We start from the raw sequence: 23,809 nt of genomic DNA, 5'->3' as shown, positions 1-23,809 counted from the left end.
TTTGTATTGGTGTTGTCGAGCCACGCCCCATGGACCTGCCCAAACTCAGCCCTGGCAAACGTTTTGCCCTGCCCCGCCCTGTTGGCTCTGCCGACGCCTTGCTGCTGGCGCAGCTGGGCCAGCGCGAAAAAGCGGCGGGCCGGCCCACGGCCATCGTCACCGCCGACGCCACCGACGCCCAGCGCCTGCTGGACGAAATCAGCTTCTTCGCGCCCGAGCTGCGCTGCGCCCTGTTCCCCGACTGGGAAACCCTGCCCTACGACAGCTTTTCGCCGCACCAGGACCTGATCTCCGAGCGCCTGGCCACACTGTGGCGCATCCAGCAGCGCAACAAGGACAACGGCGCCGATGTGGTGCTGGTGCCGGCCACCACCGCGCTGTACCGGCTGGCGCCGCCGTCGTTTCTGGCGGGCTACACCTTCGAATTCAAGGTCAAGCAAAAGCTGGACGAGGCCAAGCTCAAAGGCCAGCTCACCCTGGCCGGCTACAACCACGTGACCCAGGTGGTCAGCCCAGGCGAATACGCGGTGCGCGGCGGCCTGATCGACCTCTTCCCCATGGGCTCGCCCGTGCCCTACCGCGTGGACCTGTTCGACGACGAGATCGACAGCATCCGCACCTTCGACCCCGACAGCCAGCGCAGCCTCTACCCCGTGCCCCAGGTGCGCCTGCTGCCTGGGCGCGAATTCCCCATGGACGAAGCGGCGCGCGCGCGTTTTCGCAGCCGCTGGCGCGAGCTGCTCGAAGGCGACCCGACCAAAAGCCGCATCTACAAAGACATGGGCAACGGCGTGGCCACCGCCGGCATCGAGTACTACCTGCCGCTGTTCTTTGAGGAAACGGCCACGGTGTTCGACTACCTGGGCGAGCAGGCCACGGTGGTGTTGCACGGCGACCTGGAGCCGGCCTTCCAGCACTTCTGGCAAGACACCAAGGAGCGCTTCCGACTGGTGCAAGGCGACCCCGAGCGCCCTGCCCTGCCGCCCGAGGCCTTGTTCCTGAGCACCGAGCAGTTCTACGCCGGTGCCAACGCCCACGCCCAGCTGTCGCTGCGCCCCGGCGTGGCCGACGTCGATGACTCCGCCCACTTCCAGAAACTGGGCGAGCTGGCCGTGGTGCGCGGCGCCGAAGAGCCGTTGGCTCGGCTGCAAGCCCACATCCGCAACACCCAGCAACGCGTGCTCATCCTGGCCGAAAGCGACGGCCGACGTGAAAGCCTGCTGGACTTCCTGCGCGCCTCGCAACTGAGCCCGCCGGCCTTCGACAGCCTGGCCGAGTTCGAACAGTCGGACGAGAAAGTGGGCATCGCCACCTCGGCCTTGGCCGTGGGTTTCTGCTGGCTCGAAGGCGGGCTGGACTTCGTCACCGAAACCGAACTGTTTGCCGCTGGCCCCACCACACGCCGGCGCAAGAAGCAGGAACAGGTCAGCGATGTGGACGCGCTGATCAAGGACCTGAGCGAACTCAACGTGGGCGACCCGGTGGTGCACGCGCAGCACGGCATCGGCCGCTACCACGGGCTCATCAACATGGACCTCGGGGCCGGCAACACCGAGTTCCTGCACCTGGAGTACGCCGACAAGGCCACGCTGTACGTGCCGGTGAGCCAGTTGCACCAGATCAGCCGCTACACCGGCGTGAGCGCCGACGAAGCCCCGCTGCACAAGCTGGGCAGCGGCCAGTGGGAAAAAGCCAAGCGGCGCGCGGCCGAGCAGGTGCGCGACGCCGCCGCCGAGCTGCTCAACATCTACGCGCGGCGCGCCGCACGCGAGGGCCACGCCTTCCGCTACAGCCCACAGGACTACGAGCAGTTCGCCACCGATTTCGGCTTCGAGGAAACCGCCGACCAGCGTGCGGCCATTCATGCCGTCATCCAGGACATGATTTCGCCCCGCCCCATGGACCGGCTGGTGTGCGGCGACGTGGGCTTTGGCAAAACCGAGGTCGCCCTGCGCGCGGCCTTCGTGGCGGTGACCGGTGGCAAACAGGTGGCCTTTCTGGCCCCCACCACCTTGTTGGCCGAGCAGCACTACCAGACGCTGGTGGACCGCTTCAGCAAATGGCCGGTGAAGGTGGCGGAGATGAGCCGCTTCCGTTCGGCCAAAGAAATCAACGCCGCGCTCAAGGGCGTGTCGGACGGCAGCGTGGACATCGTGGTCGGCACCCACAAGCTGCTGAGCGAAAAGACGCAGTTCAAGAACCTCGGCCTGCTCATCATCGACGAGGAACACCGCTTTGGCGTGCGCCACAAAGAGCAGATGAAACAACTGCGTGCCGAGGTGGATGTGCTCACCCTCACCGCCACGCCCATCCCGCGCACCCTGGGCATGGCGCTGGAAGGCTTGCGCGACCTCAGCGTGATTGCCACCGCGCCGCAGCGCCGCCTGGCCATCAAGACCTTTGTGCGCAACGAGGGCACCGGCGTGATCCGCGAAGCGGTGCTGCGCGAGCTCAAGCGCGGCGGGCAGGTCTACTTCCTGCACAACGAGGTGGAGACCATTGAAAACCGGCGCCAGAAGCTGGAAGAAATCCTGCCCGAGGCGCGCATCGCCGTGGCCCATGGCCAGATGCCCGAGCGCGAGCTGGAACGCGTGATGCGCGACTTTGTGGCGCAGCGCTACAACCTGCTGCTGTGCTCCACCATCATCGAGACGGGCATCGACGTGCCCACGGCCAACACCATCGTGATAAGCCGCGCCGACAAGTTCGGCCTGGCGCAGCTGCACCAGCTGCGTGGTCGCGTGGGCCGCAGCCACCACCAAGCCTATGCCTACCTCATGGTGCCCGACATCGAGGGCCTGACCAAACAGGCCGCGCAGCGCCTGGACGCCATCCAGCAGATGGAAGAACTGGGCAGCGGCTTCTACCTGGCGATGCATGACCTGGAAATCCGCGGTGCCGGCGAGGTGCTGGGCGAAAACCAGAGCGGCAACATGCTGGAAGTGGGCTTCCAGCTCTACAACGAAATGCTCAGCGAGGCCGTCGCCTCGCTCAAGGCCGGGCGCGAGCCCGATCTGCTCAGCCCGCTGAGCGTGACCACCGACATCAACCTGCACGCCCCCGCCCTGTTGCCCGACGACTACTGCGGCGACGTGCACCTGCGCCTGAGCTTTTATAAAAAGCTGGCCACCGCCAAAACCACCGAGCAGATCGACGCGCTGCTGGAGGAAATCGTGGACCGCTTCGGCAAGCCGCCCGCGCAGACGCAGACGCTCATCGACGTGCACCGCCTGCGCGTGCTCAGCACACCCTACGGTGTGGTCAAGGTCGATGCGGCGCCCGGTGTCATCAGCATCCACTTCAGGCCCAACCCGCCGGTGGAGCCGATGCGCATCATCGAACTCATCCAGAAGAACAAACACATCAAGCTGGCGGGCAACGACAAGTTGCGCATCGAACGCGAACTCAAGGAACCCAAGGACCGGGCGCAGATGGTGCGGGATGTGTTGCGCAGTTTGGGGCAGCCGGTCAAAGCCGTCGCGGCGGCTTGACGCAGATCAAGCCCACATCGCTTGTTGGGCACCGCCCGGCCCACGTTCACCTGGCGTTCATGCGCAGGCCACGAAACTTCAATCCAGGGCACCAAGATGGGCGCCCACCCATTGAAGATTGAAAGGGAAGCCATGAACCTCAACCCCCACCGCCCCTGGATCACCCCACTCGTGATCGGCGCTTTTGGCCTGTCGGCCGTCACCGGCGTGCTGATGTTTTTCCACCTGGATTCGGGGCTCAACAAAACCGCCCACGAGTGGCTCAGCTGGGCCATGGTGATCGGTGTGCTGCTGCATTTGTTGCTCAACATGAATGCCTTCAAGCGCTACTTCACCCAAACCACGGCGCGGGTGGTGATGGGGGTGTTTGCGCTGGTGTTGGCGCTCAGCTTCATCCCCGCTGGCGGTGCCAAAAGCGAGCCGGGATTTGCGCCGCCCGTGCGTGCCCTGGCGCAAGCGCCCATCAGCGTATTGGCCCAGGTGGCGGGCACCAGCGCCGATGAGGTGAGGGCCAAGCTGTCAGCGGCAGGGCTCACGGTGACCAGCGAGCAGCAGTCGGTGGCCGAACTGGTGGGCGATGACTTGCGCAAACAGATCGGTGCGTTGAGCCGGGTCGTTCCCAGATCGGGTCAGTGAAAATCCACAGGTGGCACACATATAAGTGCTACCCACTTATAATTTTCATTCGATTTTGCACAGGAGCCCGGCCATGGCACAGGTAACCATCTACGTCGAAGACAGCGCGCTGGAGGCCGCCCGGCAGGCGGCTGCGCGGGCGCATATGTCACTGAGCCAGTGGTTTGCCCAATTTGCTGCGGCCGAGCAGCGCCGCCGCAGCCAAAGTTGGAACGCTTTTTTTGCCGAACTGGACGCGTTGCAGGCCGACGGAGACGACGATTTTCCGACGCTGGAATCGATTCGCGCCCATGAAGTGCCTGATCTGCCGCGCGAGGCGCTTTGAGTTCCGCCATGGCGTTTTTGCTCGACTCCAACATCCTGATTTATTTTTTTAAGAACCAGGGTGCGGTACGCGCCCACGTGAGCCAACAAAAAGACGACGACATCCGCCTGTGTACGCCGGTGCTGTGGGAGTTGCTGACCGGTGCTTACAAATCCGAACGTCCACAAAGCCAGCTGCTCAAGCTCAACGCCGTGCGACAGCGTTTTCGCATGGAAGTGCTGGACGAAGCAGCCGCCGACCACGCGGCCATGGCACGCGCCCATCTGGAGCAACATGGCACGCCCATCGGCAACACCGACACCCTGATCGCGGGCATCGCACTGGCCCACCAGCTCACGCTGGTGACCCGTAACACGCGGGAATTCGCCCGTGTGCCTGGCCTGCGCGTAGAAAACTGGTACGACTGACCCGTCTCCTCTCCCACCCATGACCACCCCCACCGAATTTGCCCCCGGCCTCGTGATCCAAGGCCTCACGCCGCCCCTGAACCTGCGCGACTACAAGCTGATCGCGTTCGACATGGACTCGACCCTCATCAACATCGAGTGTGTGGACGAAATCGCCGACGCCGTGGGCCGCAAGGCCGAGGTGGCGGCCATCACCGAGGCCGCGATGCGCGGCGAGATCACCGACTTCAAGGACAGCCTGCGCCGCCGCGTGGCCTTGCTCAAGGGCGTGACCCTGGCCGACATGGAGCGTGTCTACCTAGAACGCCTGCGCATCAACCCGGGTGCCGCCGAGCTCATTCAGGCCTGCAAAGCCGTGGGCATGAAGGTGCTGCTGGTCTCGGGTGGTTTCACCTTCTTCGCACAACGCGTGTGCGAACGCCTGGGCATCGATTTCAGCCGCTCCAACATCCTCGCCACCGAGGGCGGTGCGCTCACGGGCGAGTTGGTCACCCAGAGCTGGGGCGACATCTGCGACGGCGCCGAAAAACGCCGCACGCTGCTGGAGGTGGCTTCACTGCTCAACATCGCCCCCAGCCAATGTATTGCCATGGGCGACGGTGCCAACGACCTGCCCATGATGGGCGCGGCCGGCCTGTCGGTGGCCTACCACGCGAAGCCGAAGGTGCGCGAGCAGGCCATGGTGGCCATCAACGAAGGCGGCCTGGACCGCCTGCTGGAACTGTTCCGCGCGCCGTGAACACCTTCAGCAAGGGCCTGCGCCAGCGGGTATGGGCCTGGGCACTGGACTGGAAAAGCCACCTGATCACGGTGACCATGCTGGTGGCCGTGGTGTGGGCGGTGCAGACCTGGCAAACCCGCCACGTGGCCGGTGGCCCGCTGCCCGACGCGGTGCTGGCCACCGCCCTGACGGTGATCCGCCCCGATGGCAGCCCACACCAGAGCACCGTGGGCGCCGAACTGGCCGCCTTGCAAGCCCGCCACCCAGGGCGCAATGTGGGCCTGTACGTGTGGGCCGAGTGGTGCCCCATCTGCAAAACCATCCAGGGCACGGTGGACGGCATCGCACAAGACCACCCGGTGCTCACCGTGGCCATGCAGTCGGGCCCACCCGAGGCGGTGGGCCGCTACCTGCGCGGACGCGGGCTGGCCTGGCACACGTTGGTGGACCCACGCGCGCAGGTTTCGGGCGGGCTGGGTTTTGGGGCGGTGCCGACGTTTGCGGTCATCACGCCGCAGGGCCAACTGCGCTGGCCCACGGTGGGTCTGAGCAGCGGTTGGGGTCTGCGTCTGCGGCTCTGGCTGGCCCGCTGAAAACCACGCCTACTCAGCCGCCCGCTCGTTTGACCCGGTGCCCATCGGCCGTCAGCAAGGCCATCACGCGCTCAACGTGGTCGCCCTGGATTTCAAGCACGCCGTCCTTGGCCGTCCCTCCAGAACCACACGCGGTGCGCAAGCGTTTGCCCAGAGCGGCCAGCGCATCGGGTGGCAGCACCACACCGCGCACCACGGTCACGGCCTTGCCACCGCGCCCTTTGGTTTCGCGCAACACACGCACCACCCCATCACCCGCAGGCACCGCCGCCACACGCTGTTTGCACACACACGCGGCCTGGGGCTGGCCACAGTCGGGGCAGATGCGACCGGTGTCGGTGGAATAGACGAGGCGGGTGTTCGGGGACGAGGCGGCCATGGTGTCGCGCATGGTAACGCCAGCCACCCCGGCGCCCCCGACAATGCGGGCGAAGGAGACCACGCCGTGTTGAACACCGCCCACCTGGCCCACTGGCCGCCCGGCCTGCCCCACCACCTGACGCTGCCGCAGACCAGCCTGGTCTACAACCTGGAGGTCTCGGCCGCGCGTTTCCCCGACAAACCCTTCATCGTTTTCTACGACACCCAGATCAGCTTCGCGCGCTTCAAACGCGAGGTCGAACACCTGGCCGGGCACCTGCAGCAGGTGTGTGGTGTGCAAGCCGGCGACCGGGTGCTCATCGACATGCAGAACAGCCCCCAGTGGGCATTGGCCTTCTACGCCATCTTGCGGGCCAACGCGGTGGCCGTGCCGGTGAATCCCATGAACCGCACCGACGAGCTGCGGCATGCGGCGCAGGACAGCGGCGCCCGCGCCGCCTTTGTGGCGCAGGAACTGCTGCCCCACCTGCTGCCGGTGCTGGACGACGCCGACACACCGCTGCAACACCTGGTGGTGGCCACCTACAGCGACTACCTGTTGCAGCCCACCGATCTGCCCGTGCCCGACTTTGTGCGCGCACCGGCCCTGCCCCTCACCCACCCCAACACCCACGCGTGGGCCGATGTGCTGACCGCTCAGCGCGCGCCCGGCCCCCACACCACCGGCCCCGACGACCTGTGCGTGATGCCCTACACCTCGGGCACCACTGGCCGGCCCAAAGGCTGCAAACACACCCACCGCAGCGTGATGAGCACGCTGGTGGGGGGCGTGCATTGGTTTGGCCGCACGCAGGACGCGGTGTACCTGTCGGTGTTGCCCTTCTTCCACGTCACCGGACTCTCGGGCAGTCTCAACGGCCCCCTGTACATCGGCGCCACCATCGTCATCCTGCCCCGCTGGGACCGCGACACCGCCGCCACCTGCATGCAGCGATACCGCATCACGGTGTGGCAGTGCATCACCACCATGGCGGTGGACTTTCTGGCCAACCCGCGCCTGGGCGAATACGACCTCTCCAGCCTGAGTGGCATACGCGGCGGCGGCGCGGCCATGCCCGAGGCCGTGGCGCTGCGCCTGAAGCAGCTCACCGGGCTGGACTACGTGGAAGGCTACGGCATGTCGGAGACCATGGCCGCCACCCACATCAACCCGCCGCACAGCCCCAAGCCCCAGTGCCTGGGCATACCGGTGTACGACGTGGACGCGCGGGTGGTGGACCCGATGACGCTCGAAGAGCTCCCCCAAGGCGATTCGGGCGAGATCGTGGTGCACGGCCCGCAAGTGATGTTGGGCTACTGGAATGACGAGGCCGGCACAGCGGCGGCCTTCATTGAACTGGACGGCAAACGTTTTCTGCGCACCGGCGACATGGGCCGCATCGACGAAGACGGCTACTTTTTCATGACCGACCGGCTCAAGCGCATGATCAACGCGTCGGGCTACAAGGTGTGGCCGGCGGAGGTGGAAGCGCTGCTCTACCACCACCCCGCCATCCAGGAGGCCTGCGTGATTGGCGCCCCCGATGGCAAACGCGGTGAGACCGTCAAAGCGGTGGTGGTGCTGCGCCCCGGGCACGTGCTGAGCGCCGAAGACCTGATGGCCTGGGCCCACGAGCACATGGCGGTCTACAAAGCCCCGCGCCTGGTGACCTTTGTGGACGCCCTGCCCAAAAGTGGCAGCGGCAAGGTGATGTGGCGCGAACTGCAGGCACAAGAAGCGCAGGCACAGGGGGCGGCGGCCCACGCCGCCCCTTGACGGGCCGGTCGGCCCGACGCTGTCAAGCCGCGACCGGGTCCGCCACGGGCAGGCGGATCAGGTGGTCAAACGCACTGAGGGCGGCCTTGGCGCCTTCGCCAGCGGCGATCACGATCTGCTTGTAGGGCACGGTGGTGCAATCGCCGGCCGCGAACACCCCTTCCACGTTGGTGTGGCCTTTGGCGTCCACCACAATTTCGCCAAAGCGGCTCAGTTCAACCGTGCCCTTGAGGAACTCGGTGTTGGGCACCAGGCCAATCTGCACGAACACGCCCTCCAGGGGCACCAAGTGCTCCTGGCCGCTCACACGGTCCTTGTACTTCAAGCCGTTGACCTTGCCATCGGCACCGGTGATCTCGGTCGTCTGCGCGTTCACGTGGATGGTCACGTTGGGCAGGCTCTTGAGCTTGCTCACCAGCACCGCGTCGGCCTTGAGCTGGTCGGCAAATTCGATCAAGGTGACGTGCTGCACGATGCCCGCCAGGTCGATCGCGGCCTCGACGCCCGAGTTGCCACCGCCAATCACCGCCACACGCTTGCCCTTGAACAGGGGACCATCGCAGTGCGGGCAGTAGGCCACGCCTTTGTTCTTGTACTCCTGCTCGCCCGGCACGTTGACGTTGCGCCAGCGCGCGCCGGTGGACAGGATGACGCTGCGTGCCTGCAGCGTGGCACCGTTGGCCATTTGCACGCCCACCAGGCCACCCGGCTGGGCCGCCGGAATCAGCTTGTCGGCACGCTGCAGGTTCATGATGTCCACCTCGTAGTGGCGCACCTGGGCCTCGAGCGCGGCGGCAAATTTGGGGCCGTCGGTTTCCAACACCGAGATGTAATTCTCGATCGCCATGGTGTCGTTGACCTGGCCACCAAAACGCTCGGCCGCCACGCCCACGCGGATGCCCTTGCGGGCAGCGTACACCGCTGCGGCCGCACCGGCCGGGCCACCACCGACGATGAGCACGTCGAAGGGGTCCTTGGCTTGCAGCTTGGCGGCGTCGCGCTGGGCGGCGTTGACGTCGAGCTTGGCCACGATCTCGGCCACGTCCATGCGGCCCGAACCGAACACCTGGCCGTTGAGGAAAACCATGGGCACGGCCATGATCTCGCGCTCGGTCACCTCTTGCTGGAAGGCGCCGCCTTCGATCACCACGGTCTTGACCTTGGGGTTGAGGATGGCCATCAAGGACAGCGCCTGCACCACGTCCGGGCAGTTGTGGCAGCTCAGGGACATGTAGACCTCAAAGTTGAAGTTGCCGTCCAAGGCCTTGATGCTGTCGATGACGTCTTGCTCGACCTTGGGCGGGTGACCGCCGGTCCACAGCAAAGCAAGCACCAGCGAGGTGAACTCGTGGCCCAGCGGCAGGCCCGCAAAACGCACGCCCTGGGTTTCACCGGCGCGTGCCACCACAAACGAAGGCTTGCGGGCATCAACGCCCGAGGTGTCCAGCGTCACTTTGTCCGACAGGCTGACGATGGTCTCCAGCAGCGCGCGCATCTCCACGCCGGTGGCGCTGTCGTCCAGCGAAGCGATCAGCTGAATGGGCTGGCGCAACATGCCCAGGTACTGCTGCAACTGCGATTTGAGGGTGTCGTCAAGCATGTCAGGCTCCTAGAAAAATCAAAAAACGGGCGCACTTTTCCAATGCCGCTGGTGCATGGGCCGATTGAGCCCATGAGGCAGCGGTACTGCCAAAAAACGGGGTGGGAGGGGGAGCCCCTCCGTGAACGCCGCGGAGCCGGCTTTGCCGGTCCGCTGGCGTTGTCCCCCCTGAGGGATGACGCGCCTTTAGGCGCGGCGCAGGGGGGAGCCGAATCAGATCTTGCCGACCAGGTCCAGCGAGGGAGCCAGGGTCTTGGCGCCTTCGTTCCACTTGGCGGGGCACACCTGGCCGGGGTTGGCTGCGGTGTACTGGGCGGCCTTGAGCTTGCGCACGGTTTCTTTCACATCGCGGGCGATTTCGTTGGAGTGCACTTCCATGGTCTTGATCACGCCTTCGGGGCTGATCACGAAGGTGCCGCGCAGGGCCAGACCTTCTTCTTCGATGTGCACGCCAAAGGCGCGGGTCAGCTGGTGCGTCGGGTCGCCGACCAGGGGGAACTTGGCCTTGCCCACGGCAGGGCTGGTCTCATGCCACACCTTGTGCGAGAAGTGGGTGTCGGTGGTGACGATGTAGACCTCGGCGCCAGCCTTCTGGAACTCGTCGTAGTTGTCGGCCGCGTCTTCGATTTCGGTCGGGCAGTTGAAGGTGAAAGCGGCCGGCATGAAGATCAGGACGGACCACTTGCCGTGCAGGTCTTTCTCGGTCACTTCGATGAACTCACCCTTGCCGCTGCGGTTGACGAAAGCCGTGGTCTTGAACGGCTGCACCGGGGTGTTGATGATGGACAGGGCGTTGATGATGGACATGAGTCAGCTCCTATGGGTTGATGAAAGTCGATAGGCGTTTCCGCCATGGGTTGAAGTATAGGGTTGTTCTATGACAGCCCGCTATTGATAGTGGGTATGAACCCGATAGCTTTTGTTGTGCAACGCAGCAACTTTACATGCTATTACGAATAGTTCGCATTTGGTTTATACTTCACTTTCCAGCCAGCCACGCAAGCGGAGTCATACCCGAAGCCAGCCAGCCGACAACCTCAGCCGAATGACTTCGCATGTCCCGCAAAAAGACCCGCCGCAGCGCCCTCGCCGCGACCTCCCGCCCTGCCTCCACCCTGTCACCGTCCCCCGTGTTGCTGCCCCTGGGCGCGATGTTGTTGGCCGGCTCCATGGGTGCCATGGCGCAGACCGCACCCGCCCAGCAAAACGCGGCCACGCTGTCCACCGTGACCGTGAAAGAACAAGCCGAAGCCCCCGAAGGCAAAGACGCGGTGCGCGCCACCCAAAGCACCATCGGCAAAGGCAACCAGCAGCTGCGCGACATTCCCCAATCGGTGACCGTGGTCACCGAGCGCCTGATCGACGACCGCAACCTGGACACGGTCAAAGAAGCGCTGAAAAACACCGCCGGCATCAGCTTCCTTGCCGCAGAAGGCGGCGAGGAAGACATCCGCCTGCGCGGCTTTGCGCTGCAGGCCACGGGCGACCTGTTCATCGACGGCATGCGCGATCCGGCCATTTACGACCGCGACACCTTCAACATGGACCGCATGGAGCTTCTGCGCGGTTCGGCGTCCATGCTGTTCGGGCGTGGCTCCACGGGCGGCGCTGTGAATCAGGTGAGCAAGACGCCACGCCTGATCGACGAGCACCAGGTGGATGTGACGGTGGGCAGCCACGCCTACCGCCGCGTGACCGGCGACTTCAACCTCAAGACCGGTGACAGCGCCGCGCTGCGCCTCAACGCCATGGCCACCACCGCCAAAAACGATGGCACCGGCCGCAGCCTCGACAAAAAAGGCGTGGCCGCCACCTACCGCTGGGGCATTGGCGAACGTGACGAGTTCCAGGCCAGCCTGTTCCACCTGGACAACAACAACGGCATCAACTACGGCATCCCCTTCATCGCGCCCTACACCGGTGCCCCCGCCACCGACCGCCGCCTGCTGCCGCTGGACCCGGCCAACTACTATGGCGCGGCCAGCGACTACAACAACAGCGGCGGCACCATCCTGGGCTTCGCCCACACCCACCGCTTCGGCCATGAGAGCGAGCTGAAAACCCAGTTCCGCTATGGCGACTTCAACCGCGACCAACGCTCGGGCGCCATCCGCCTGGCCGGCGCGGCCCAGCAACCCGGCGGTGTGGCGGCCACCCTGGAGAACTTCGGGCCGGGCACCGTGTTCACGCGTGGCACCCACCTCAAGGTGCAGGACATGAAAAACGTGCACCTGCAGAGCGATTTCAGCAACAAGTTTGAGGCCCTGGGCGTCAAGCACCAGCTGATGGCGGGCGTGGACTATTCGCGGGAGCGAAAAGTCGTTTATGCCGCGCGGAATGCGGCACAAGGTGGTGTCAACATCACCAAACCCACCACCACCGCCGGCACCCCCAACGACGGCGCCTGGGTGGACGAAAGCACCCGCGTCTTTGGTGTGGGCAACGAATACGTGGCCACGGGTTTTGGCGCCTACGTGCAAGACGTGGTGCAAGTCGCGCCGCACTGGAAGCTGGTCGGTGGCCTGCGCTACGATAACCTCCAGGGTGACTACGACAGCCACGGCATTCCCACCAACGCACCAGGCCCCATCACCACCAGCAGCTACCGCATGAAAGTGTCTGAGCTGAGCCAGCGCGCCGGCGTGCTGTTCCAGCCCAACGAGCTGCACTCGTTCCACTTCTCGGCCGGCACGTCGTTCAACACCTCGGGCGACGCTTATTCGCTGGGCGCCTCCAACGTGGACACGCCGCCGGAAAAGAGCATCAACATCGAACTTGGTGCCAAACTGGACTCGGCCGACAAGCGCTTTACCACCCGCCTGGCCTTGTTCCGCTCCACCAAACTCAACGAGCGCAACACCGACCCCGACCTGCCCATCGTCACCTTGAGCGGCAAACGCCACGTGGCCGGTTTCGAGGCCGACATCAGCGGCCGCCTGACACCCAAATGGGAGGTGTTCGGCTCCTACATGTGGCTGCCCGTGGCCAAGGTGGACCGTGCAGCGCCCTGCCCCACCACCGGCGGTTGCTCGCAAGCGACCATCGGCGACCGCGTGGGCGACCGCCCCTCGCTCACCCCGGTGCACAGTGGCACGGTGTGGACCACCTACCAGCTCACGCCCAAGCTGCGTGTGGGCGGCGGCCTGAACTTCCGTGGCAAGCAGGCGCCCACCCGCGCGGCCTTCAACGTGCCCAGCTACGTCACCGCCGACCTAATGGCTGAGTACAAGTTCGACTTCGACAAGATCGTCCTCAAGGCCAATCTGAGCAACATCACCAACAAGCTTTACGCCGACCAGCTCTACCCCGCGCACTACATCCCCGGCGCGGGCCGCATGCTGCAGGTCACCGCGAGCTTCAAGTTCTGATGCACTGACACCGCTTTTCTCCAAGGTATTTGATGCCGCCCCAGCGATGGGGCGGCTTTTTTGCTGAAAGCCCCACCGATGCTCATTGAACTGCCCCAACTGCTCAGCGCCGACGACATCGCCTCCGCACAACACCTGCTGCGCAACGCGCCCTGGAGCGATGGCCGCTTGAGCGCGGGTGCGCAAGCTCGGCAGGTGAAAAACAACGAACAGTTGCCACGCGACTGCGAAGCGGCGGTGCACATCCGGGCCTTGGTATTGCAGCGCTTGAACACCAGCGCATTGTTTTTGTCGGCCGCCCTGCCCAACAAACTGTTCCCGCCCCACATCAACCGCTACGAGGCACGAGGGCAAGGACAGGACCAGCATTACGGCCCCCACATTGACAACGCGGTGCGCCTGCTGGCCGATGGCCAGCACATCCGCACCGACGTGTCTTGCACCGTGTTCCTGAACGAGCCCCACGACTACGACGGTGGCGAACTGGTGGTGCACGACACCTACGGCCAACACACGGTCAAGCTGCCCGCCGGCCACGCCGTGCTCTACCCCGGCACCAGCCTGCATGAAGTCCGCCCAGTCACGCGTGGCGTGCGCTGGGCGAGCTTTTTCTGGGTCCAAAGCCTGGTGCGCAGCGACGAACAGCGCCGTCTGCTGTTCGACATGGACATGAACCTGCTGCGCCTGCGCACCCAACACGGCGAAAGCCCCGAAACCACCGCACTCACAGGCACGTACCACAACCTGCTGCGCATGTGGGGCCAGACGTGAACCCATCCGCCCACGGCATCCCCAGTGACATCGTTTCGCTGGCCGACCACGAGGCCTGGGCGCAGCAGCATGTGGCGCCCGCCACCTGGGCCTACGTGCAAGGCGGCGCCGCCAACGAACACACGCTGGCGGCCAACACCGCCGCCTGGCAGCACCTGCCGCTGCACCCGCGTGTGCTGCGCCGCCTGGACGGCGGCCACACCCGCACCACACTGCTCGGGCGCGAATGGCCCAGCCCCCTCATCGTGGCCCCCATGGCGCACCAGAAGCTGCTGCACCCCCATGGCGAAGCCGCCACCGCCCTGGCTGCGGCGGCGCAGGGCACAGGCTTTGTGCTGAGCACGCAGTCCAACACGCCCATGGAAGAGGTGGTACCCCTGGTGTTGAACGAGGCCGGGCGTGGCCCCTTGTGGTTTCAGCTGTACTGGCAGGCCCCACGCGACACCACGTTGGCCCTGGTGCGGCGCGCCGAGGCCTGTGGCTTCGAAGCCCTGGTGCTGAGCGTGGACGCGCCCGTCAACGGTGTGCGCGACACCGAGCGCCGCCAAGGCTTTCGCCTGCCACCTGGTACACACGCCGTGCACCTGGCGCCGCCCCCCGCTGCCGCCACACCCTTGGCTGGCCACAGCCGCATCTTCGATCAGCTGCTGCCCCTGGCCCCCGACTGGGACGACGTCGCCTGGCTGCGCAGCCAGACCCACCTGCCCCTGCTGCTCAAAGGCGTCACCCACCCCGCCGACGCGCAATTGGCCATCGACCTGGGGGCCGATGGGGTGGTCTTGTCCAACCACGGTGGCCGCACCCTGGACACCGTGCCCGCGACGGCGCAACTGCTGCCGGCCATGGCCCACACCATCAACGGGCGCGTGCCTCTGATCGTGGACGGCGGCCTGCGGCGCGGCACCGACGTGCTCAAGGCCATCGCCCTGGGGGCCGACGCGGTGATGCTGGGCCGCCCCGTGCTGCACGGCCTGGCCAATGCCGGAGCCTTGGGCGTCGCCCACGTGCTGCGCCTGTTGCGCGACGAACTGGAAGTGGCCATGGCCTTGTGTGGCTGCCGCACTTTGGCGAACGTGAGCAAAGAATTGCTGAATTTGCCCGATTGATGTCGGCATTTTCGCGAATGCAACCAATTCTCATTTAGAATGCAAACATGTTTCTGACGCTTGGACTGGTGTTGGTGTTGCTCGCGGCCCATTGGGTGCTGCGCCCGTGACACCAAAGCGCCCAGCCACGGCTTTTCCTACACTATGAACCCGCTCACGACTTCCTTCGCCCCCGCCGCTGCGGGTGCGGCCGCGCCGAGTTCCATGCCCCGCACGCCCCTGCTCCCCCGCAACACCGCCATCGCCTTGGGCGTGGTGGCCCTGCACGTGGGTGGTTTGTGGGCGCTGCAAAGCGGTTTGCTGCGGCGCGCGGTGGAAATGGTGGTGCCGGCCGAGGTGCTGGTGGAGTTCATCGAACCGGCCAAGCCCATCGTCACGCCACCACCGCCCGCGCCCCAGCCCAAACCGCAGCCGGTGCAAAAAGCGCCCGTCAAACCCGCGCCCCTGCCGCCCGCCCCGGTACCGGTGGCCATCGCCGATCCCAAGCCTGCGCCCAACGCCCCCACGGGCACGACGCTGCCCCAACCACCCGCGCCGCCCATCACCGTGGCGGTGGCGCCTGCGCCACCGGCGCCGGCCCCTGCAGCGCCGCCCGCGCCACCCCGCATCGAACTGCCGTCAAGCAACGCCGACTACCTCAACAACCCGCGCCCTGCCTACCCGCCGCTGAGCAAGCGGCTGGGCGAACAGGGCAAGGTGGTGGTTCGGGTGTTCATCGAAACCGACGGCAGCGCCTCCAAGGCCGAAATTGCGCAGTCCAGCGGCTTCGACCGGCTGGACCAGACCGCGCTCGACACCGTGCGCCGCTGGCGCTATGTGCCGGGCAAACGCGCAGGCGTGCCCGAGGCCATGTGGTTCAACGTACCAATCAACTTTGTACTGGAGTAAATAGTCATGGAAACCTCTATGGGTCTGGCCCACGTGTGGAACGAGGGCGACTGGGTCACCCGCACGGTGGCGCTGCTGTTGCTGGGCATGTCGCTGGCGAGTTGGATGGTCATCATCGTCAAGGCGCTGGATCTGCGCCGCCACCGTGCGCAAGCGCAGCAGGTGGAAAGCTTCTGGCACAGCAACGACTTTGCCGATGGCCTGAACAAGCTCGGCGAAGACGAAGGCAACCCCTTCCGCCAACTGGCGCTGCAGGGTCGTGAAGCCACCCGCCACGTGTTGCACCAGGACGGCCAGAACAAGCCCCAGCTGCACGACTCGCTGGACGTGAGCGACTGGGTCACGCGCGCGCTGCGCAACACGATCGACGATTTCACCGCGCGGCTGCAAGGCGGCCTGGCGGTGCTCGCATCGGTGGGTTCCACCGCGCCGTTTGTGGGCTTGTTCGGCACCGTGTGGGGCATCTACCACGCGCTCTTGGGCATTGGCGCCGCCGGCCAGGCCACCATCGACAAAGTGGCCGGCCCCATCGGCGAGGCGCTGATCATGACGGCGCTGGGTTTGGCCGTGGCGATCCCTGCGGTGCTGGGCTACAACGCCCTGGTGCGCGGCAACAAGGGCGTGCTGCACAAGCTCAACCGCTTTGGCCACGACCTGCACGCCTATTTCGTCACCGGCGCCCGCGTGAGTGCCGGCGGCGAAGGCAAAGTCGTGCCCATGAAAAAAGCCTGAATGAGCTCCCCCCGCGCCGCTTCGCGTCACCCCCCAGGGGGCGACACCAGCCGTCTGGCAAAGCCAGCCCGGCGGTGTCCCCGGCAAGGCACGCGCGCCGAGTCCTAAACGAGGAACAACGATGGCCTTTTCTTCTTTTGAGAACGACAACGACGAGATGCTCAGCGAGATCAACATGATCCCGTTGATCGACGTGATGCTGGTGCTGCTGATCGTCTTCATCATCACCGTGCCGGTGATGAAACACGCGGTCAACATCGACCTGCCGCGCGCCAGCAACGAGCGCAGCCAGGACAAGCCAGAAACCATCCGACTGAGCGTCGATGCTGACGGCGCCTACTACTGGAACGCCGAAAAACTGGACGACACCGAGGTGTTCAACCGCCTGGCCCTGGCCGGCGCACAAGACCCGCAGCCCGAGCTGCACATCCGGGGCGACAAGGCCGTGCGCTATGAGCGCGTGGCCCAGGCCATGGCAGCGGCACAGCGCGCGGGTGTGCGCAAGATCGGCTTCATCACCGAGCCCAGCCCGTGACACCGGCACCCGCTCCGGCCCCGGTGAACATACCGCCCAGCGGCGCTGGCCAGGTGGCGGGCACCCCTGCGCCCATCCCCAGCAGCGAGCTGTTGCGCGGCCAGCGGGTGATCGAGATCGACCACGAAGGCCAGCGCTACCGCCTGCAGGCCACGCGCCAGGGCAAGCTGATTCTCACCAAATAGAACCGGCTCAGAGCGCCAACACGATACGCTGGCCTGCTGCGCGCGAGCAGCAGGCCATCAAACGCCGGTTGGTCTGGCGCTCACCCTTGGTCAACACCTTGTCGCGGTGGTCCACATCGCCTTCGACCACCGCCACCTCACAGGTGCCACACAGGCCTTCGTTGCAGTCGCAGGGCACGTCAAAACCGGCGCTCTGCAGGGCCTGCAGCAAGGTCTGATCGGCCGCCACCGCAATCTCCACGTTGGAGTCCTTGAGCTGGGCCACAAAAGCGTGTTCTTTCGAGGGGTCAAGTGCCGTGCCTTCGGCGTTGAAGTGCTCGAAGTGCAGCACACCGGCCGGCCAGCGCTCGCTCAGGCTTTCCAGCTCGCTGATGAGGCGGTCGGGGCCACAGGCGTAGACGCGGGTGTCGGCGGTCACATCGGCCAACACGGCGGGCAGCGACAAGCGCTGACCTTGCGACTTCACGTACAGGTGCAGGTGGGCCGCGTGGTCACGCTCCAGCCGCGCCAGCAAGGCCATCTGCGTGCGCGAGCGCCCGGCGTAATGGATCTCGTAGGACTTGCCCAGGTGCTTGAGGCGGTCCGCCATGGCCATCACCGGTGTGATGCCGATGCCACCCGCAAACAGCACGAAGTGCCGCGCCGACTCGTCAAGCTTGAACAGATTCTTGGGGCCTGAAAGCTGCAGCACCGTGCCGACCTCAAGCTGGTCGCAGAAGTGGCGCGAGCCACCGCGCCCATCGGCTTCGCGCTGCACCACCACCTGCAACGTCGAGCGGTCGTTGGCCTCACCACACAAGGAGTATTTGCGGCGGAAGCCGCCGGCGATCAGGTCCACGTGGGCGCCGGCCGACCAGGCGGGCAAGACACCGCCTTGGGGGTCGGCCAGCACCAGGCGGAACAGGCCCTCGCCCTCCGCGTGTTTTTCGCGCAGCACCACGCTGCGCGCGATGGAGGCCTTGGGCGGCGGGCCAATGAAAAACGCACCGGGCGGGGGCAACTGCCTGGACCCGCTGCGCTCCGGGTTCAACGCCGGCTCCCACACCACCCACAGCGCATCTGGCCCACGGAAGGACGTGTTGGACAGGTAGCTCATGGCCTGCCCCGGCACCAGGCGCATGTGGGGCAGGCGCCGCACAAACTCCTCCAGGAAGATGCGCATCTGCATGCGGCCGATGTTCTTGCCCATGCACTGGTGGGCGCCGTAGCCAAAGGTGAGGTGTTCCACCGCACTCTCGCGGTACACGTCGATGTCGTCCGGGTTCTCGAAGTGTCGCGGATCGAAGTTGGCCGAGGCCTGGACCAGCAACAAACGTGCGCCCTTGGGGATGGCCACGCCACCCACTTGCGTGTCTGCGGTGGCCTGACGGCGCCAGGCGATGATGGAGCCGGCCACGCGCAGGCATTCCTCCACCGCGTTCGGAATCAAGGCCGGGTTGGCGCAGATGTCGTCCCACGATTGGCGGTGCGTCAGCAGCGTGTGGAAGGCGTTGGCGGTGGCGTTGGACGTGGTCTCATGTGCGGCGGCCAGGATGGCCATCATCATCGAGCGCAGGTAAGACTCGGGCACCACGTCGGGGTGCTTGAGGTGCTGGCGGATGGTTTCATACATCCACCCCTCGCCATCGGGCTGGGCACGCATCCCGTCCAGGATGTTCTGCGCCGTCTGCCAGAAGCGCCCCACGTTGTGGGCAATGTCCAGTTGCTCCTGCGCGGTGGGGCGACCCCAGGTGTTGAGCGTGTGCGCCACGGCAAACTGGCGCAGCTGCTCTGCCCCCTCATCGGGCACCCCCAAGAATTTGAGCGCGATGTTGAGCGGGATCTCGTAGAACATTTCAGCCACGAGATCGGCGCGCCCTTTGTCGATGAAACGGTCCATGTACTCGCGGGCCAGCGCGCGGATCATGGGCTCCAGTGTGGCCAGGCGCTCGGGCAGAAAGGCGTCCATCAACAGGCGGCGGCGCGCCATGTGGTCGGGCTCGTCCTCGTTGACCATGGTGCGGTTCATGGCAAAACCGTAGGACTGCAGGATGCCCATCACCTCCGGCGTGGCCGGGGTGATTTTCTCCAGCGCCACCGCAGGCGAGAACAGGAGGTTGTCGCGGAAAACCGCCTTCACATCCTCGTAGCGGGTCACGATCCAGTAACCCAGTTGGGGGCTCCAGAACACCGGTTCCTGCTCACGTGCCCAGCGCAGGTAGTCGCCGGGGGCCTGCATGTAAGCCGGCTCGAAAGGGTTGAATGCCGCGGCGCGGGCACTCACCGGGCAACCGTTCGGGTCGCGCGGCTGGGCCAACGTGGTGTGGTCAATGGGGCAGCGGGAAGCGGCAAGCGGAGCGGGAGAGGTCATGGCAAATGAGACGGATTGAAACTATCGTAATGTTATTACGCAATGCGTAATTTCACAACACCCACACCCCAACCTGGGCCCCTCACCCTGGGCCAAAGCCCATGGCGTGGCTGATGGCGGCGGCCTCGTGCATCACCTGGGGGCAGACCTTGCCGCCAGGGCGGGCATCAAAACCGTTGCTCGCGCCCAGCGCGGTCAACACCGCCACGACCCGGCCTCGGGCATCAAAAATGGGCGCGGCCACCGCGCTGATGCCTCGCAACAAGGTGTCAATGACAATGGCGCAGCCCTGCTCCTTCACCTGCCGGCACAGGCGCGCCACGGGGTCGGGGCCGGCCAACATGGAACGCTGCTCCTCGTTGCCAGCATCGAATTCGGCCTGCGCCTTGGCGCGGATGTCGGCGTCGTCCGAAAACGCCAGAAACGCCTGGCCGGAGGCCGACCACAACCAGGGCAACACCGACCCGGCGCGCATGTTCACCGTCACCGGCAACGAGGGCTCTTCGATGCGCAGCACCGTGGGGCCCAGGTTGCCCATGACGGCGATGAAACAGGTCACCTGCAGCGACTCGCGCAGGCGCAACAAGGCGATCTCACCCATGCGCACCGGGTCGCACTGGCGCAGGGCGGCCAGGCCGATGCGCACCGACTCAGGCCCCAGGTGGTAGTGCTGGGTGGCTATGTTCTGCGCCACCATGCCTTCCTGCACCAGACTGAGCAAGTAGCGGTGCACCTTGGCGGCGTTTTCGTCCACCTCGGCGGCGATGGCGGTCAGGCTGGCATCGCCGCCCAACCGGGCCAGCGCTTTGAGCACGGACATGCCGGTTTCGGCGGATTGCACACGCTGGCGGCGGTTGGCGGTGGTATCGGACATGGTGGGAGTGACGAAAAAAGGAAATACTTACGCAATGCGTAACATCATTGCATAATTGACGTTTTCTGACCAAAGGAGACACAGATGCTGAACCGACGTCACGCCGCCACCGCCCTGGCTGCCCTGGCCCTGCTGGGCGCCACCGGTGCCGCGCAGGCCCAAGCCTATCCGAACAAGTCCGTTCGCTGGGTGGTGCCCTACCCCGCTGGTGGCGGTTCCGACTTCCTGGCCCGCACCATCGGCCAACAGCTGGCCAGCCAGATCGGTCAGACGGTGATCGTCGACAACAAGCCGGGTGGCAACACCGCCATCGCCGCCTCGGACGTGGCCCGCTCGGCCGCCGACGGCTACACCATTCTCTCGGCCGACAACGGCACCATGGTGTTCAACACCGCGCTCTACAGCAAGCTGAGCTACAACCCTGAGAAGGATCTGGTGCCCGTCACCCTGATGGGCAAGTTCCCCATGATCCTGGTGACCGGCCCCGGTTCGGACGCCAAGGACGCCAAAGACTTCATCGCCAAGGCCAAGGCCCGCCCGGGCAGTGTGAGCTTTGGCTCGGCAGGCGCCGGCAGCCCACACCACCTGGCCATGGAGTTGCTCAAGGTCAACGCGGGCCTGCACATGGTGCACATCCCCTACCGGGGCGCCGCGCCCGCACTGGCCGACCTGGCCGGTGGCCAGATCCCGGCCATGATGGTGGACATGGCCGCTGGCGCCGGCTTCATCAAGGGCGGCAAAATCCGCCCGCTGGCCGTGGCCAACCCCACGCGCCTGCCCCAACTGCCGGAGGTGCCCACCTTTGCCGAGCTGGGCCTGGCCAAGGTCGAGGCCTCGGCCCAGGTGGGTGTGGTGGCCCCGGCCGGCACCCCGGCCGATGTGGTGAACGCGCTTCAGAAACAGATTGCCACCGCCATCAACCAGCCCGCCGTGAAACAAAAGCTGATCGACTTCGGCATCGAGCCCGTGGGCAGCACGCCCGCCCTGTACGCCGACCTGATCAAGACCGAAACCGTGCGCTGGCACCAGCTCATCAAGGCACAGAAAATCACGCTGGACTGAGCCCCGCAGGCCCGCCCAAAACAAAGCCGCCCGGCATCGCTGCCGGGCGGCTTTTTCACATCTGCGAAGGGGCGAATCAGAGACCGATGGCCGCGATGCCTGCGCGTGCGATCTGCGCGTCTTCGTTGGACTTGACGCCGCTCACGCCCACAGCGCCAATGCACTGGCCGTCCTTCATCACGGGCACGCCGCCTTCGAGCATGCCGGCCACCGTGGGAGCGCTCAGGAAGGAGGTGCGGCCCTGGTTGATCACGTCTTCGTAGACCTTGCTTTCGCGGCGGCCCAACGCGGCGGTGTGGGCTTTGGCGGGCGCGATGTGGGCCGAAATGGCGGGCGCACCGTCCAGGCGCTGCAGCCACAGCAGGTGGCCACCGTCGTCGACGATGGCGATGGTCACAGCCCAGTTGTTCTTGAGCGCTTCGGCTTCAGCGGCGGCGGCCACGGCCTTGACATCGGCCAATTCGAGTACAGCTTTGTTTTTCATGAACTTTTCCTGCGGAAGGGTGTCTTTGGAAGGCAGCAAGCTTAACCGCAGCCCACAGCAGCTTGGGGAGCCATTCCGGCGATTGAGGTCAATTCACCCATGACCTCTGAGCGCCCTACAATGCGCCCAACTTGCTACAGCCAGGTTGAACTTGTTTTTTCGGGCAGCCGCCCCACATGAACCCAAGGAGCGACACCATGAACCTCAACACACAAACTTACGACGGCTTTGGCGGCGTGGCCAGTGCCGAACAGCGCAACCGCGTCATGCGCAACACCTACTGGCTGCTGGCCTTGTCCATGCTGCCCACGGTGTTGGGTGCCTGGGTGGGTGTGTCCACCGGCATCACCGCCGGCCTGACCGGTTTCATGGGGCTGATCGTGTTCCTGGGCGGCGCGTTCGGCTTCATGTTCGCGATCGAAAAAACCAAGAACTCGGCCGCCGGTGTACCGGTGCTGCTGGCCTTCACCTTCTTCATGGGCCTGATGCTCTCGCGCCTGCTGGCGCAGGTGCTGGGCTTTAAGAATGGCAGCGAACTGATCATGACCGCCTTTGGCGGCACGGCCGGTATCTTCCTGGTCATGGCCAGCCTGTCCACGGTGATCAAAAAGGATCTGTCGGGCATGGGCAAGTGGCTGTTCATCGGTGCCATCGGCATCCTGATCGGCGGCATCATCAACGTGTTTGTGGGCAGCCCCATCGGCATGGCCGTCCTGAGCGTGATGGCCATCATCGTCTTCAGCGGCTTCCTGCTGTACGATCTCAAGCGCATCGTGGACGGTGGTGAAACCAACTACATCAGTGCCACCCTGGGCCTGTACCTGAGCGTGTTCAACATCTTCCAGAGCCTGCTGGCCTTGCTGGGCATCTTCGGCGGCGAGCGCGACTGATTCACCTGATTTGGCGCAAACCCAACCCAAAAAGGAGCCTGCGGGCTCCTTTTTCGTTTTAAACATCTTTAAGTTTTGCACCCAGTCGGCCGACAATAAAGCCATGAGCACCATTTCGCGTCCATTCTTTCGCCTGCGCTGGGCCGTTTTGCCCCTGGTGCTGGCACTGGGTGGTTGCGACGTCATGGGCATCCTGGGCATCGAAACCGCCGCCCAGATCGCCGCGCAGAAGGAAGCCGAGGGCAAGGCCATTGGCAGCGGATGCCGGCATGCCGAGCGCAGCATCGAGGAGTGTTACCAGAACAACACCCGCGCCAACAAGGCGGCGGTGTTTGCGGGCTGGCGCGAGATGGACGAGTACATGCGCGAGAACAAGATCGCGTCCATGCCGCCCAAACCCAAGCCAACCATGATCGACGAAACAGCCGACGGTGAACCGGTCGGTAAAGGCGGCACACAGAACGCCCGCGCTGGCAGCAGCGCTACAACCTCTGCCGTGCGCCCCACCTCGGCAGGCACCATCCCGTCCATCCGTCCGGTGTTGCCGGCGCCAGGCGCGGTGTCCACACCCACGCGACCGGCCAACGGCAGCGCAGGCAGTGCGGGCAGCACGCGCCCCACCACCACGCCGGCTCAACGCAGCAACTGAGCGTT

23 protein-coding genes are annotated in these 23,809 nt (G+C 65.4%); 17 read left to right on the top strand and 6 right to left on the bottom strand.

The window, feature by feature from the left end:
- Positions 1-29: 29 nt before the first annotated feature.
- The 6 genes from mfd to ACFQPB_RS05405 all read left to right on the top strand — a co-directional run bounded on the left by mfd (position 30) and on the right by ACFQPB_RS05405 (position 6,173).
- Positions 30-3,491 carry a transcription-repair coupling factor gene (mfd, locus tag ACFQPB_RS05430; protein ID WP_382220395.1) on the top strand — a complete coding sequence of 1,154 codons (3,462 nt, stop codon included), beginning with the start codon at positions 30-32 and terminating at the stop codon, positions 3,489-3,491.
- A gap of 132 nt (positions 3,492-3,623) precedes the next feature.
- Positions 3,624-4,127 carry a DUF4405 domain-containing protein gene (locus ACFQPB_RS05425; RefSeq protein WP_382220393.1) on the top strand — a complete coding sequence of 168 codons (504 nt, stop codon included), beginning with the start codon at positions 3,624-3,626 and terminating at the stop codon, positions 4,125-4,127.
- A gap of 73 nt (positions 4,128-4,200) precedes the next feature.
- Positions 4,201-4,452 (top strand): hypothetical protein, encoded by a 252-nt coding sequence (locus tag ACFQPB_RS05420; protein ID WP_382220391.1) that lies wholly within the window; start codon positions 4,201-4,203, stop codon positions 4,450-4,452.
- Between the two features lie 8 nt (positions 4,453-4,460).
- Positions 4,461-4,859 carry a PIN domain-containing protein gene (locus tag ACFQPB_RS05415; RefSeq protein WP_382220389.1) on the top strand — a complete coding sequence of 133 codons (399 nt, stop codon included), beginning with the start codon at positions 4,461-4,463 and terminating at the stop codon, positions 4,857-4,859.
- Positions 4,860-4,878: 19 nt separating this feature from the next.
- A complete protein-coding gene (serB, locus tag ACFQPB_RS05410; protein WP_382220387.1) occupies positions 4,879-5,598 on the top strand; it encodes a phosphoserine phosphatase SerB in 720 nt (239 codons plus the stop codon).
- Positions 5,595-6,173: a thioredoxin domain-containing protein gene (locus ACFQPB_RS05405; protein WP_382220385.1), complete on the top strand. Its 579-nt coding sequence runs from the start codon at positions 5,595-5,597 to the stop codon at positions 6,171-6,173. The genes serB and ACFQPB_RS05405 overlap by 4 nt, the downstream gene beginning before the upstream one ends.
- A gap of 13 nt (positions 6,174-6,186) precedes the next feature.
- Here ACFQPB_RS05405 and ACFQPB_RS05400 read toward each other — a convergent pair whose 3' ends face one another.
- On the bottom strand, positions 6,187-6,564 hold the full coding sequence (locus ACFQPB_RS05400; protein ID WP_382220384.1) for a translation initiation factor Sui1: 378 nt from the start codon (positions 6,562-6,564) through the stop codon (positions 6,187-6,189).
- 57 nt (positions 6,565-6,621) lie between these two features.
- On the opposite strand from ACFQPB_RS05400, the gene ACFQPB_RS05395 reads away from it, so the two are divergent.
- Positions 6,622-8,310: a long-chain fatty acid--CoA ligase gene (locus ACFQPB_RS05395; protein WP_382220943.1), complete on the top strand. Its 1,689-nt coding sequence runs from the start codon at positions 6,622-6,624 to the stop codon at positions 8,308-8,310.
- 22 nt (positions 8,311-8,332) lie between these two features.
- On the opposite strand, the gene ahpF is transcribed toward ACFQPB_RS05395, so the two are convergent.
- Positions 8,333-9,910, bottom strand: coding sequence for an alkyl hydroperoxide reductase subunit F (gene ahpF / locus ACFQPB_RS05390; RefSeq protein ID WP_382220382.1), 1,578 nt, complete (start codon positions 9,908-9,910; stop codon positions 8,333-8,335).
- A 213-nt stretch (positions 9,911-10,123) separates the two neighbouring features.
- A complete protein-coding gene (gene ahpC / locus ACFQPB_RS05385) occupies positions 10,124-10,699 on the bottom strand; it encodes an alkyl hydroperoxide reductase subunit C (RefSeq protein WP_382220940.1) in 576 nt (191 codons plus the stop codon).
- 266 nt (positions 10,700-10,965) lie between these two features.
- On the opposite strand from ahpC, the gene ACFQPB_RS05380 reads away from it, so the two are divergent.
- The 7 genes from ACFQPB_RS05380 (at position 10,966) to ACFQPB_RS05350 (ending at position 17,495) form a co-directional block, all read left to right on the top strand.
- On the top strand, positions 10,966-13,278 hold the full coding sequence (locus ACFQPB_RS05380; protein ID WP_382220380.1) for a TonB-dependent receptor: 2,313 nt from the start codon (positions 10,966-10,968) through the stop codon (positions 13,276-13,278).
- Between the two features lie 78 nt (positions 13,279-13,356).
- Positions 13,357-14,049 (top strand): Fe2+-dependent dioxygenase, encoded by a 693-nt coding sequence (locus ACFQPB_RS05375; protein WP_382220378.1) that lies wholly within the window; start codon positions 13,357-13,359, stop codon positions 14,047-14,049.
- The gene (locus ACFQPB_RS05370) at positions 14,046-15,155 is read left to right on the top strand and encodes an alpha-hydroxy acid oxidase (protein ID WP_382220376.1); all 1,110 of its coding nucleotides are present in this window, start codon (positions 14,046-14,048) and stop codon (positions 15,153-15,155) included. Before ACFQPB_RS05375 ends, ACFQPB_RS05370 begins: the two co-directional genes overlap by 4 nt.
- Positions 15,156-15,359: 204 nt before the next feature.
- The gene (locus ACFQPB_RS05365; protein WP_382220937.1) at positions 15,360-16,043 is read left to right on the top strand and encodes an energy transducer TonB; all 684 of its coding nucleotides are present in this window, start codon (positions 15,360-15,362) and stop codon (positions 16,041-16,043) included.
- Positions 16,044-16,049: 6 nt separating this feature from the next.
- On the top strand, positions 16,050-16,775 hold the full coding sequence (locus ACFQPB_RS05360; RefSeq protein WP_382200424.1) for a MotA/TolQ/ExbB proton channel family protein: 726 nt from the start codon (positions 16,050-16,052) through the stop codon (positions 16,773-16,775).
- A 121-nt stretch (positions 16,776-16,896) separates the two neighbouring features.
- A complete protein-coding gene (locus ACFQPB_RS05355; protein ID WP_382220374.1) occupies positions 16,897-17,310 on the top strand; it encodes an ExbD/TolR family protein in 414 nt (137 codons plus the stop codon).
- On the top strand, positions 17,307-17,495 hold the full coding sequence (locus tag ACFQPB_RS05350; RefSeq protein ID WP_382220373.1) for a hemin uptake protein HemP: 189 nt from the start codon (positions 17,307-17,309) through the stop codon (positions 17,493-17,495). The genes ACFQPB_RS05355 and ACFQPB_RS05350 overlap by 4 nt, the downstream gene beginning before the upstream one ends.
- 7 nt (positions 17,496-17,502) lie before the next feature.
- Here ACFQPB_RS05350 and ACFQPB_RS05345 read toward each other — a convergent pair whose 3' ends face one another.
- Both ACFQPB_RS05345 and ACFQPB_RS05340 read right to left on the bottom strand, forming a co-directional pair.
- Positions 17,503-19,845 carry a cytochrome P450/oxidoreductase gene (locus ACFQPB_RS05345; RefSeq protein ID WP_382220371.1) on the bottom strand — a complete coding sequence of 781 codons (2,343 nt, stop codon included), beginning with the start codon at positions 19,843-19,845 and terminating at the stop codon, positions 17,503-17,505.
- A gap of 82 nt (positions 19,846-19,927) precedes the next feature.
- A complete protein-coding gene (locus ACFQPB_RS05340) occupies positions 19,928-20,719 on the bottom strand; it encodes an IclR family transcriptional regulator (RefSeq protein ID WP_382220369.1) in 792 nt (263 codons plus the stop codon).
- Positions 20,720-20,803: 84 nt separating this feature from the next.
- Here ACFQPB_RS05340 and ACFQPB_RS05335 point away from each other — a divergent pair, with 84 nt between their 5' ends.
- Positions 20,804-21,781: a Bug family tripartite tricarboxylate transporter substrate binding protein gene (locus ACFQPB_RS05335; protein ID WP_382220367.1), complete on the top strand. Its 978-nt coding sequence runs from the start codon at positions 20,804-20,806 to the stop codon at positions 21,779-21,781.
- A 76-nt stretch (positions 21,782-21,857) separates the two neighbouring features.
- Here ACFQPB_RS05335 and ACFQPB_RS05330 read toward each other — a convergent pair whose 3' ends face one another.
- The gene (locus ACFQPB_RS05330) at positions 21,858-22,265 is read right to left on the bottom strand and encodes a GlcG/HbpS family heme-binding protein (RefSeq protein ID WP_382220365.1); all 408 of its coding nucleotides are present in this window, start codon (positions 22,263-22,265) and stop codon (positions 21,858-21,860) included.
- Positions 22,266-22,462: 197 nt separating this feature from the next.
- On the opposite strand from ACFQPB_RS05330, the gene ACFQPB_RS05325 reads away from it, so the two are divergent.
- Both ACFQPB_RS05325 and ACFQPB_RS05320 read left to right on the top strand, forming a co-directional pair.
- Positions 22,463-23,155, top strand: coding sequence for a Bax inhibitor-1 family protein (locus ACFQPB_RS05325; RefSeq protein WP_382220363.1), 693 nt, complete (start codon positions 22,463-22,465; stop codon positions 23,153-23,155).
- Positions 23,156-23,258: 103 nt separating this feature from the next.
- On the top strand, positions 23,259-23,804 hold the full coding sequence (locus ACFQPB_RS05320; protein WP_382220361.1) for a hypothetical protein: 546 nt from the start codon (positions 23,259-23,261) through the stop codon (positions 23,802-23,804).
- Positions 23,805-23,809: the final 5 nt, after the last annotated feature.

It is taken from the genome of Hydrogenophaga atypica, assembly GCF_042665215.1.
In the GTDB taxonomy this organism is placed as follows: Bacteria; Pseudomonadota; Gammaproteobacteria; order Burkholderiales; family Burkholderiaceae_C; genus Hydrogenophaga; species Hydrogenophaga defluvii_A.
The sequence above is the reverse complement of the archived record's forward strand: the minus strand, read 5'-3'. Positions and strand labels throughout refer to the sequence as shown.